General features: G+C 71.0%; 8 protein-coding genes. 7 read left to right on the top strand and 1 reads right to left on the bottom strand.

Annotated features, from left to right (window positions below):
* The first annotated feature begins 10 nt into the window (after positions 1-10).
* From ACIBKX_RS12465 to ACIBKX_RS12445, 5 genes are all read left to right on the top strand, one after another.
* Complete coding sequence (locus ACIBKX_RS12465) at positions 11-1,633, top strand: serine/threonine-protein kinase (protein WP_363272984.1); 1,623 nt, start codon at positions 11-13, stop codon at positions 1,631-1,633.
* A gap of 135 nt (positions 1,634-1,768) precedes the next feature.
* A complete protein-coding gene (locus ACIBKX_RS12460; RefSeq protein ID WP_363272985.1) occupies positions 1,769-3,469 on the top strand; it encodes a serine/threonine-protein kinase in 1,701 nt (566 codons plus the stop codon).
* A 6-nt stretch (positions 3,470-3,475) separates the two neighbouring features.
* Positions 3,476-5,152, top strand: coding sequence for a serine/threonine-protein kinase (locus ACIBKX_RS12455; RefSeq protein WP_363272986.1), 1,677 nt, complete (start codon positions 3,476-3,478; stop codon positions 5,150-5,152).
* A 157-nt stretch (positions 5,153-5,309) separates the two neighbouring features.
* Entirely contained in the window at positions 5,310-6,926 is a 1,617-nt protein-coding gene (locus ACIBKX_RS12450; protein WP_363272987.1) for a succinic semialdehyde dehydrogenase, read from the top strand.
* Positions 6,927-6,992: 66 nt separating this feature from the next.
* Positions 6,993-8,819 carry a GMC family oxidoreductase gene (locus tag ACIBKX_RS12445; protein WP_363272988.1) on the top strand — a complete coding sequence of 609 codons (1,827 nt, stop codon included), beginning with the start codon at positions 6,993-6,995 and terminating at the stop codon, positions 8,817-8,819.
* A 106-nt stretch (positions 8,820-8,925) separates the two neighbouring features.
* Here ACIBKX_RS12445 and ACIBKX_RS12440 read toward each other — a convergent pair whose 3' ends face one another.
* Complete coding sequence (locus tag ACIBKX_RS12440; protein WP_363272989.1) at positions 8,926-9,954, bottom strand: LAETG motif-containing sortase-dependent surface protein; 1,029 nt, start codon at positions 9,952-9,954, stop codon at positions 8,926-8,928.
* A gap of 270 nt (positions 9,955-10,224) precedes the next feature.
* Between ACIBKX_RS12440 and ACIBKX_RS12435 the strand changes: the two genes are divergently transcribed.
* The gene (locus ACIBKX_RS12435; RefSeq protein ID WP_363272990.1) at positions 10,225-10,647 is read left to right on the top strand and encodes a hypothetical protein; all 423 of its coding nucleotides are present in this window, start codon (positions 10,225-10,227) and stop codon (positions 10,645-10,647) included.
* 127 nt (positions 10,648-10,774) lie between these two features.
* Positions 10,775-11,539, top strand: a complete 765-nt coding sequence (locus ACIBKX_RS12430; protein WP_363272992.1) for a hypothetical protein — start codon at positions 10,775-10,777, stop codon at positions 11,537-11,539.
* Positions 11,540-12,210 lie beyond the last annotated feature (671 nt).

Here is a 12,210-nt window from a genome sequence, read left to right as displayed (position 1 = left end):
TGATGGCCGCATGGGGAGCGTGGGGGACAACGCCCGGGTCATAGCTGGCCGTTACCGCCTTGAGGCGCGGCTCGGCCGGGGCGGCATGGGCGTGGTCTGGCGGGCCACCGACCAGTTCCTCGGACGCCGGGTCGCGGTCAAGGAACTCGCCCTGGACGAGACGCTCTCCGACTCCGAGGCGCTGGTGCAGCGCGAGCGCACTCTGCGTGAGGCGCGGGCGGCCGCGCAGTTGCGGCATCCGCACATCATCGTCGTACACGATGTCGTGGTGCAGGGCGGACACCCCTACATCGTCATGGAGTTGATCGAGGGCGGCTCGCTCGCCGGGCGGATCGCGCGGTCCGGGCCGATGGACGCGCGGACCGTGGCGCGGATGGGCATCGATCTGCTCGGGGCGCTGCGCGTCGCGCACGCCGCCGGGGTGCTGCACCGCGACATCAAGCCCGCGAACGTGCTCCTGGAGGAGGAGACGGGCCGTGTCGTCCTCACCGACTTCGGGATCGCGCAGGTCAGTGGGGCGACGACGCTCACCGAGACCGGATCGTTCGTGGGCTCGCCCGAATACACCGCGCCCGAGCGGATGTCCGGCGAGATCACCGGGCCCGCGTCCGACCTCTGGTCGCTGGGAGCGCTCCTCGTCGCCGCGGTGACCGGCGAGTCGCCGTTCCGCAGGGACTCGATCGGCGGTGTCCTGCACGCCGTCGTCTTCGACGAGATCCGGCCGCCGGCCGCCGCCGCGCCGCTGCTCCCGGCGGTGCTCGGACTCCTGGAGCGCGATCCGGAGCGGCGCCTGGACGTGACGGAGGCGGAGCGGCTGCTGCGGCTCTACGTCGACACGGGGCGGATGCCGTCGACGGCCGCGGGCCGGGCGGGCGGTCAGCCGTCGGCGCGGCCCGGCGGCTACCCGCCCACCCAGCGCGACCTGCCGCTGCGCCCTTCGGGGCGGCCCCTCGCCAACGCCCGGGGCCGTGGCCGGGTGATGCTGATCGCCGCCGCGCTGGTGGCCGCGGTGGCGGGGGCCGCGGTGTCCGCCGCGGCGCTCCTGATGGGCAGGGACGGCGACGGGGGTACGCCGACCACGACGCCGTCCCGCACCTCGCAGAGCGCGACATCGGCGTCGCCGACCCCCACCGTGACGGTCACGCGCGGCACCCGTACGCCGAAGCCGTCCACGCCCGCCGCGCCCGACGGGTACCGCATCGCGAAGGACCCCAGGGGCTTCACGCTCGCGGTGCCGGAAGGATTCGCCCGCGAGGTCGACGGGCCGCGCACCTTCTACAAGTCGCCCGGCGGCACCTACCGCATCGGCATCAAGGAGAGCGACCGGCAGCCGGGCGGTCCGCTCGCCGTGCAGCGCCGCTCGGACGCCAAGGGGCCGGAGAACAACCCCGGCTACCGGGACGCCGAGGTCACCCAGACCACGCACAACGGCCGGCCCGCCGCGCTGTGGCAGTTCACCTGGGACGGCTTCACCGACGCGGAGGGCGCCCGGCACACGTACGACCTCGCCTGGGAGGAGGGCGGGCGGCTGTACGAGGTGTGGGTGTCGGCGCCGGTCGGCAGGGTCGAGGAGAGCAGGCGGTTCTTCGACACGGCGGTGGACACGTTCGTGGGGCGGCGCGGTACGGGGTGAGGGCGCGGGGCAGCGGTATGCGGGGCGGGGGCGCGGCGTGAAGTTCCGTGCCGGGCCGCCGCGGATGCATCACCCCGGTCACAAGTCAGTGACCCGAGTGGAACCGGAGGGTCCCGGCAGGGTACTGATGTGGGCATGAGTAACGACGGGGGAGCCTCTTACGGCCCGTATGAACCCACCACTTTCGGGCTGCAGCCGCCGCAGGTTCCGCAGCACCAGCAGCAGACCGCCATGCACCAGCACTCCGCGGGACCGCAGCAGCCCGGCGCGCCGACGCCGCCCCCGTCGCCGTACGCCCAGCCGACCCAGATGGTCCCGAACCAGCCGTCCGAGCCGGACCCGGGCGCGGGCCGGCTGATCGCGGGCCGCTACCGCCTGCTGTCCAAGCTCGGGCACGGCGGCATGGGCACGGTCTGGCGGGCGAAGGACGAGACGGTGGACCGCGAGGTCGCCGTCAAGGAGCCCCGCATCCCCGACCATCTGCCGGAGCGGGAGCGCGCCAACGCCTTCGAGCGGATGCGCCGCGAGGCGCGCGCCGCGGCCCGGCTCGACCACCCGGCCGTGGTCAACGTCCACGACGTGGCCCTGGAGGACGGCCAGCCGTGGATCGTCATGGAGCTGGTCAAGGGCCGCTCGCTCGGCGCCGCGCTCCAGGAGGGCACCCTGGGCGCCCGCGAGGCCGCGCGCGTCGGTCTCGAAGTGCTCAACGCGCTCGACGCCGCGCACCAGGCGGGCATCCTGCACCGTGACGTGAAGCCGGACAACGTGATGCTCGGCTCGCACGGCCGCGTCGTCCTCACCGACTTCGGCATCGCCCAGATCGAGGGCGAGACGAACCTGACGGACACCGGCGGTTTCGTCGGCTCGCCCGAATTCATCGCCCCGGAACGGGTGTTGGGCCAGCGGCCCGGCCCGGCCTCCGACCTGTGGTCGCTGGGCGTGGTCCTGTACGCGGCGACGGAGGGCGTCTCGCCGTTCCGCCGCACGAATACGCCGGCGACGCTGCAGTCCGTCCTGAACGCGACACCGGCGGCACCGGCTTCGGCGTCGGGGCCGTTGGCCGACTCGATCAACCGCCTCCTGACCAAGGAGCCGGCCCAGCGCCCGAACGCGGGGCAGATCCGCACCCTCCTGGAGGAGGCGGTGCAGCCACCGCCGGTGGCACCGACGCAGGTCGTCCAGATCGGTGGCGGCAGCAGCGGCGGCGGCAAGGGCGTCACCATCGGCCGCAAGGGTCTGATCGGCATCGGCGCGGTGGTCGTGGCCGCGGTGGTCGCCGGTGTCCTGGTGGTCATGAACCCCTTCGCCGCGGCCGAGGGCGACGACTGGAAGGACCACGAGGAGAAGGCGCTCGGTGCGACCATCGCGGCGCCGCCGGAGTATGTGAAGTCCGTGTCGGACGGCATCGACAAGACGGAGCACTGGGTCAGCTACACCGACCCGAGCACCGCGATCTCGATCACGCTGAGCCTCGACAAGAAGTCCGAGGACGACCTCAACGAGATCTCGGGCTCCTCGGCCGCGCAGGCGTACAGCGACGGCGAAAAGATCGAGGGCGGCGACGAGAGCGGCATGGCCGACGAGCCCGCTCCCCGGAGCAAGACGGCGAAGACCTCGTACGAGGGCCGGGAGTCCGCCGAGAACACGGTCACGTACGTCGACGACTCGGACTCGGACACGGTCAAGCCCCGCGAGGCCAAGGTCTTCTACTACAAGACCAAGTCCGGCGACATGTACAAGCTCTGGATCGACTACCCCGGCAAGGGCGACTTCACCGAACGCGGCCGCGAGGTCGCCGACACCGCCATCGCGAACCTGAAGATCGCGAAGCCCTGACCCGGCATGGCCGATGACGGGGGACGTCTGATCGGAGGCCGCTACCGCCTCGCGGAACGCATCGGCTCCGGCGGCATGGGCACCGTATGGCGTGCCGTCGACGAGCTGGTCGGCCGGGACGTGGCGGTGAAGCAGCCCCGGCTGCCGGGGGACCCGAACGACGCGGCGCAGCGGCGTGCGTACGCGCGGCTGCGCCGCGAGGCGCGGGCCGCCGCGCGGGTGGAGCATCCGGCGGCGGTCGCGATCCACGACGTGGTCGTGGAGGACGAACTGCCGTGGATCGTCATGGAGTTGATCCGCGGCGAGTCCCTGCACGAACTCCTGAAGCGGGGCGCGCTGCCGCCCGCCGAGTCCGCGCGGATCGGCCTCGCGGTCGTCGGCGCGCTGGACGCGGCGCACGCCAGGGGCATCGTGCACCGTGACGTGAAGCCGGCGAATGTGCTCATGGGCCCGCACGGCCGGGTCGTGCTCACCGACTTCGGCATCGCGCACATCCAGGGCGAGGAGTCGCTGACGGTCAGCGGCGAGTTCGTCGGCTCGCTCGAATTCATCGCGCCCGAGCGGATGTCGGGCGCGACGGCGGGACCGGCCTGCGACCTGTGGTCGCTCGGCGTACTGCTGTACGCGGCCGTGGAGGGCTGGTCGCCTTTCCGGCGTACGACCTTGGAGTCCACGCTGGCCGCGGTGCTCTCCGCAAAGGTGCCGCCGCCGGTGCGGGCCGGTGAACTGGGCCCGCTGATCGAGCGGTTGCTGTCCAGGGACCCCGCCGTGCGGCCGGACGCGGCAGGGGTCGCGCTCGCCCTTGAGGCGGTGGCGCAGGGGCGGCCGCTGCCGGAGCCGTTCGGGGGCGTGGTGGCGCAGGACCCTTCGGGGCTGCGGGAGTTGGCGGACGACGTGGGGACGGTGCGGCTCGCGCCCGGCGCGCGGCCCGCGCCGGACACGGGCGAGACCTCGTCCGCCGCGCCGGACGCCGCGCGGCCGAGGCGCGCCAGGGGACGCGTGGTCATCGCCGCGCTCCTGGGTGTCGTACTCGTCGGAGGAGGCGTCTGGCTCGGCACCTCGCTGGGCGACGACGAGAAGAAGGAGCAGGTGCAGGGGGAGAGCAAGGGCAAGGGGAGCCACAGTCCTGCGCCCGGCGGCGTGAAGGACCCGGCCCCCTCGCCCGACGGTGACTGGACCGTCCACAAAGAGCCGAAGGTCGACGCCGAGATCTCCGTCCCCTCGACGTACACCGAGATCATCCGCGACCCGGCCAACCCCATCGTCGAGTACTCGGAGCCGAACGGCCGGATCTCGCTGCGCGTCACCAAGCCCGTGAACGCCGCCACCCCGGCCATGACCTGGGCGAACGCCGAGGCCGAGGAGTTCGAGGGCGATCCGTACGAGGCGGTGAACACCGAGACGACGCCGACCAGCTTCCACGGCCACGACGCGGCGCTGCTCGACGCCACGTACACGGAGCCGGTGGAGGACGATCTGGCCGAGCCGACCGTCACGCGCGAGCTGCACCTCCTGATCGTCACGGACGCGGGGGAGCACTTCGACCTGATGGTGCGGATGCCGAAGGGCGTCAAGACGTACGAGAAGCAGGGCACCGACCTGTTCAAGGCGGCGCGCGACCGGCTCGGCGTGGGGAATCCGACGGTCGGCGGCGCAGCGGGGGCCCCGGCCCCGAACAGTTGAGAACAGTTCGGAAGGAATGAGAACGGCTTGATCAACTCTGGTTAAGGCCCTGATCAGGGGCTTTGCCGCCAGTGATCGCTGGCATCGTGTGTGCGCCCGGTGAAAGCTGATTACCGACGGGTACCCAAAACGATGACCTGCGCCTACGCTCACCCCCATGACGGACTCGCAGGCCACCGCAGCGCCCCTCGGAACGAACCCGACCGCCACCGCTCCCGCAGGCGCGCGCACCGCCGCCGACGTGGTGACGCCCGAGCTGATCGCGCAGCTCACCCGGGACGTCGTCGGCTCCGGCCGGACCGCCAACCACACGCCGTTCACCGGCGAGAAGCTGGCCGACCTGCCCGAGTCCACCCCCGAGGACGTGGCCACCGCCTTCGAGCGCGCCCGCGTCGCCCAGGTCGCCTGGGAGCGCACCCCGGTCCGCCGCCGCGCCGCCGTCCTGCTCCGCTTCCATGACCTGGTCCTTCAGCGCCAGGCCGAGGTCCTCGACCTGATCCAGCTGGAGACCGGCAAGGCCCGCCTGCACGCGCACGAGGAGCTGCAGGCCGTCGCCGTCGCGGCCCGGCACTACGGCCGCAAGGCCCCCGCGTATCTGAACCCCAAGCGGCACACCGGTGTCGTACCGACCCTCACGAAGGTCACCGAGAACCGGCAGCCGCGCGGCGTGGTCGGCCAGATCGCGCCCTGGAACTACCCCTTCGAGCTGTCCATCGGCGACGCGCTCCCCGCCCTCGTCGCGGGCAACGCCCTGGTGATGAAGCCCGACACGGAGACCTGCCTGACCGCCCTGTGGGCCCGTGACCTGATCATCGAGGCCGGTCTGCCCGCCGAGGTCTTCCAGGTCGTCCTGGGCGACGGCCCGGTCGTCGGTCCCGAGATCGTCAAGCACGCCGACTACGTCTCCTTCACCGGCTCCACCCGCACCGGCCGCGAGGTCGCACAGGGCGCGGCGGGCCGGCTGGTCGGCGTCTCGCTCGAACTCGGCGGCAAGAACGCCATGCTGGTGCTGCACGACGCCGACATCGAGAAGGCCGCGGCGGGTGCCGTGCGCGCCTGCTTCTCGTCGGCCGGACAGCTGTGCATCTCCATCGAGCGTCTGTACGTCCATGAGTCGATCGCCGATGAGTTCGTGGAGCGGTTCGCGGCGCGGACCAAGGCCATGCGGCTCGGCAAGTCCCTCGCGTACGGCGCCGAGATGGGCTCGCTGGTCGGCGAGCGCCAGCTGGAGACGACCCAGCGGCACGTCGACGAGGCGGTCGCCAAGGGCGCCACGCTCGTCGCGGGCGGCGTCGCCCGGCCCGACATCGGCCCGTACTTCTTCGAGCCGACGATCCTGGACGGCGTCGAGTCCCCGATGGCGGTCTGCGCCGAGGAAACGTTCGGCCCGGTCGTCTCCATCTACCGCTTCACCGACGAGAACGAGGCCGTCGAGCTCGCCAACGCGACGCCGTACGGCCTGAACTCCTCGGTCTGGACGAAGGACGGCGGCCGCGGCCGCAAGATCGCCGCCCGTCTGCGCACCGGCACGGTGAACGTGAACGAGGGCTTCGCGCCCGCCTACGGCAGCGTGCAGTCCCCGATGGGCGGCATGAAGGACTCCGGTCTCGGCCGCAGGCACGGCTCCGAGGGCATCCTCAAGTACACCGAGGCGCAGACCGTCGCGCATCAGCGTCTGATGCCGCTCGCGCCGTCCTTCGGCATGGACGACGAGAAGTACGCGGCGTTCATGAGCCTGAGCCTGAAGGTCATGAAGTCCCTGCGCCTGCGCTAGGCCCGACGCCGGGCGCGGGTGGTCAAGAGCCGTTCTCTAGGGGTTAGTTCTCAACGAGGAGAGTCGATGTCACAGGAGAGCTCTGTCCAGAATCAGCCGGACAGTGAGGGAGGCGGGTACGAGGATGCCGCGTACGACTATGACGTCATCGTCGTCGGATCCGGCTTCGGCGGCTCCGTCTCCGCCCTGCGGCTGACGGAGAAGGGCTACCGCGTCGGCGTGCTCGAAGCGGGGCGGCGCTTCACCCGCGATTCGCTCCCGAAGAACTCCTGGGACCTCAAGAACTACCTGTGGGCACCCGCGCTCGGGCTCTACGGCATCCAGCGCATCCATCTGCTCGGCAATGTGATGGTGCTGGCGGGGGCGGGCGTCGGCGGAGGTTCGCTGAACTACGCGAACACGCTCTACGTGCCCCCCGCGCCGTTCTTCAACGACCCGCAGTGGAAGGACATCACGGACTGGCAGGACGAGCTCAGCCCCTATTACGAGCAGGCCAAGCGCATGCTCGGGGTGCGGCTCAACCCGACCACGACACCGTCCGACGTCCATCTGAAGGCGACCGCCCAGGCCATGGGAGTGGGCGACAGCTTCCACATGGCGCCGGTCGGCGTCTTTTTCGGAGACGAGCAGGACGCCTCAGGATCTTCAACGGCCAAGCCCGGCCAAGAAGTTCCCGACCCGTACTTCGGTGGCGCCGGCCCGTCCCGCAAGGCCTGCACCGAGTGCGGCGAGTGCATGACCGGCTGCCGGCACGGTGCGAAGAACACCCTCAACGAGAACTACCTCTACCTCGCGGAGAAGGCCGGCGCCGTCATCCACCCGATGACCTCCGTCGTCAGCCTCACCGAGGACTCGCGCGGCGGATTCGCCGTCGCCACCCTGCCCACGAACGAGAAACGCAAGGGCAAGGGACGTACGTTCACCGCCCGCCGCGTCGTTGTCGCGGCCGGCACCTACGGCACACAGACGCTCCTGCACCGCATGAAGGACAGCGGCCTGCTGCCGCGCATCTCCCCGAAGCTCGGTGCGCTGACCCGCACCAACTCCGAGGCCCTGGTGGGCGCGCAGACCACCGACCGCCGCTACCGCAAGGCGCACGGCGGGACGAAGCCGGACTTCACCAAGGGCGTCGCGATCACCTCGTCGATCCACCCGAACGAGAACACGCACATCGAGCCCGTCCGCTACGGCAAGAAGTCCAACGCCATGGGCGGCATGACCATCCTCCAGGTGCCCTTCAGCGCGAAGGCCCGCGTCTCCGGGTGGGTCGGCAATGTCGCCAAGCACCCCTGGCTGATGCTCCGCTCGCTCTCCAACCGGCGTTGGTCGGAGCGGACCATCATCGGCCTGGTCATGCAGTCGCTTGACAACTCCTTGATCACGTACCGCAAGGAGAAGGGCATCGGCAAGGGCCTGCTGACCGCACGGCAGGGCCATGGCGCGCCCAACCCGACGCAGATACGCGAGGCCACCGAGGCCGCGACACTGCTCGCCAAGGAGATCAACGGCTTCGCCGGTTCGAACGTCGGCGAGCTCATGGGCACCCCGCTGACCGCGCACTTCCTGGGCGGCTGCCCGATCGGCGACTCGGCGGACAGCGGGGTCATCGACCCCTACCACCGGCTGTACGGCCACCCGGGGATCTCCGTCGTCGACGGCGCCGCGGTCTCCGCGAACCTGGGCGTGAACCCCTCGCTGACCATCACGGCACAGGCCGAGCGCGCGATGTCCTTCTGGCCCAACAAGGGCGGCGAGGACACCCGTCCCGAGCAGGGCACGGAGTACGTCCGGCTCGCCGCCGTCGAGCCGAAGACCCCGGCGGTGCCTGCGGACGCGTTCGGCGCGCTGAAGCTGCCGTTCCTGGGGATGCCGGCGATGCCGGCGAAGAAGTAACCGCCCGTACCCCTGGGCTTCGTACGTACGCGAAAGGACCTGCACCCCCCTCCGAGCGCAGGTCCTTTCGCGAGCCTTACGAGCCGCTGAGAGCGGCCATGAGCCGTTACGCGGCGGCGTCGGCCTTCTTGCGGCGGACGACGAAGACCGCGCCCGCACCGGCGACGACGGCGACACCGCCGACGAGACCGATGGTCGGCAGCATCGAGCTGGAGCCGGTCTCGGCGAGGTTGCCGGTGGCCGGGATCTCCTTGGCGCCGCCCTGCGGTTCCTTGCCGCCCTGCGGCTTCTTGCCGTCGTGGCCCGGCTTCTCCTCGGCCTCGCCCGGGTTCTCGTTGTTGCTGCCGGCCTTCAGGACCGTGAACTCGTAGAACGCGAACGAGTTGTGCACGCAGTTCTGCTCGGAGTCCAGGTAGCCACCGAGGCCGAGCGCGTAGCCGTCACCGGCCGGGGCCTTGGCGCTGATGTTGAGGCGCAGCTTGATGTCGACCTTCTCCTTGGCACCGAGCTCGGTGGTGCCGAAGTAGAGACCGCCCGTGACCTCGTCCTCGATGGACTCCCAGGACTTGGTGTCCGGGTTGAAGTACTGGATCTGCGCGTACGTGCTCAGCCAGTCCCGCTCGTCCTCGCTGTCCGCGAAGTTGTCCACGGCCGCGAGCCACTGGACCTCGCCGAGGTCCTCGTCGCTCGGGTTGGCGGCGGTCAGGTTGAACTGGTGCCAGCCGCTGCCCGCGACGATCTTGCCGGGCAGGCCGGAGAGGTTGAGCTGAAGCTGGGAGTCGGCGTCCTCGCCGTTCTCGTCGACCGGGCACTCGGTCGGGGCCTCGGTGGGCTCCTCGGTCGGCTTGGCCGTCTCGGTCGGCTTCTCGGTGGGCTTGGCCGTCTCGGAGGGCTTCTCCGTCGCGGTCGGGGTGGCCGATTCGGTCGGCTTCTCCGTCGCGGTCGGGGTCGCCGACTCGGTCTCCGTCGCGGACGGGGTCGGGGTTCCGGAGGGCTCGGCCGTCTCGGTGGCCGACGCGCTCGGGGAGGAAGTGGTGGTGTCCTCGGTCGCGAAGGCGGCAGGGGCCGACAGCAACGCGATCGGGGCTATGGCGGCGGTCGCGGCCGCGGCGGCCATGACACGGCGAAGCTTCATGAAGACCTCAGGAAGTCCGGCGTACTGCCTGGTGAGCAGTACGGAGGTGGAGGCCTCCGCGGTGGGGCGCGGGTGTGGCCGTTGTTACGCATGCATGACCAGCGCCCCCTGTGAATGGTTGTCCTCGAACTCACAGAATTCTTATGTGGCTTGGATCACATGGTTGGCGTGGTGTGTGAACCCGGCTTGTGCGGTCGTCGGGGGGTGCCGTAGAACTTCCTCCGCTCGGCGGCGATCCGCCGCGGGCGCAGGGCGTCTGGAGGGGGCGGTGTGACGGCACGGGACGAGATGCCGGAGAGAAGGCCGGACGGGATGCCGGAGGAGATACCCGACGACGTGTGGGAACGCTTCGAGCGCGACAGCCTGCGCGACATCCGTTCCTCCGCGCCGAAGGAGCCCTCCGCGCGGGCCCGCATGGTGGCCGAAAGACTGCGCCGCCTGGACGAGGAGGCGGCACGGCAGCAGGCCGCCGAGGCCAGGGGGCTGAGCCGGATGCGCCGCAAGCGCCGCAGGATGGCGGACGCGGATCCGTGGCGGCCCGACGAGTGGCGTTCCGCGCCCACCGGGCCGCGCCGCAGCGCGCGTTCGGAGCGCAGTCGTCGGGTGTGGAGCGTGGTGATCGTGGTGGGCGGCATGGCCCTGGCCATCGTGCTGCTCAGCCCGTTCCGCTTCTGGTTCTGGTCCTGGGGATAGCCCGTACGGGGGTTGGGCGGCCCCGAAGCGGAACCGCTCGGGATGATCTTCCGTCGTACGAGGGGTGCGGCTGACTCCGCACGGTGCGATACGAACGTGAGAGTGCGGGAAAGTGGGGGAGCGGGACATGAAGGCAGCTGTGTCACGTGGTGTGGTGGCGGTCTCGGTGCTCGCGGCGCTCGGCCTGACGGCGGCGTGCAGCGGGAGCGGCGACGCGAAGGGCGACGACAAGAAGCCGTCGAACTCCGCGGAGGCCGGTGGCGGTTCCGCCGCCGAGCGTCTTGAGAAGTCCGCCCTCGCCACGGGTGACGTCAAGAAGTACAAGGTCGAGAAGGCGTCCGCGGGCGACGCGACGCCGCCCGCCGCGGCCGTGCGCCCCGGTGCGTGCCGATCACTTTCGGACATGCTCAGGGCGACCGCTCCCGCCGGGGCGAAGGCCAATGTCGTCCGCACACTGAGCAGCACCGACCTCGCGGACGAGACGATCACCGACGTGGAACTGCTCGCGTACGGCAAGGCGGACGCCGAGCGGACCATGGACACGCTGCGGACGGCGACGAAGTCGAAGAAGTGCGCCACCTTCGGGGCCGGCGGACACCGCTACTTCGGCGTGCGGCCGCAGCCGGCGTCGGTCGGCGGCGACGAGTCCGTCTCCTTCAAGCTCGCGAGCCGTACCGGTGAGTTCCTGCGGCGGGACAAGGTCACCGTCGTACGCAGCGGTTCGACGCTGATGTCCTTCCACGCGTCGAACGTCTTCGACCCGAAGAGCGCCAAGTCCGCCGAGGACGGCCGGAAGGCCGGGGTGCCCGAGGAGTTCGGCGACGGCAAGGTGCCGGCCGATCCCGAGGTGTCCGAGGCGATCGTCGACGCGCAGTTGGCGAAGGTGAAGTAGGCGAAGCAGGTGAAGTAGGCGAAGCAGCGGAACGGCCGGGAACCGGCAGAGCGAAGGGCCCCGCGGGACGGATCCGCGGGGCCCTTGGCTGTCAGCACCGACGTCAGGGCTGCGTCGGTGCCACGGAGCGGCGCCGGGGGGAGTGCGCCGCGAGTTTCTGGGGTGCCGGTGGCCGACCCGGCGCACGAGGGGCGCTCACGTGGTCTCGACCAATGGCAATGGAATTGTGGAGTGCCGGATCTGCGGCCCGTCCCTCTAGGCATCGTGCTGGATCGCGCATTGCCTGCGCAACCGGTTCGACCAGATCTAGAACGAAAAGGGACGGCTGGGGCTGGGGCGGCTGAGGGCTCGGGGTGGCTGAGGGCTCGGGGTGGCCGGAGACTCGGGCGGGACTCGGCCGCGGACTCGGTGGGGACTTTGTCGGGGGACTCTCGGTGGGGGACGGAGGCCGGCCGGCTTCGGGCGTCCCCGAAGCCGACCGTTCTCTTGGGTGACCGGGCTGCTGTCCCCTGCCGTCCGGTCACGTCTCTGGAGCGAGGTCCCACGGCGTACACAGTGTGTGCGCCTCATCGCTCCAGCGGAGCCACGCGTGGTTTTCCCGTGCCCGCCCCTGGCTGGCACGGACATCGGGACCAACGAAGCCTCCGCGGAACCGGTCACGCGCCGTACGG

It is taken from the genome of Streptomyces sp. NPDC050658, from assembly GCF_044457025.1.
Taxonomy (GTDB): Bacteria; Actinomycetota; Actinomycetes; order Streptomycetales; family Streptomycetaceae; genus Streptomyces.
The sequence above is the reverse complement of the archived record's forward strand: the minus strand, read 5'-3'. Positions and strand labels throughout refer to the sequence as shown.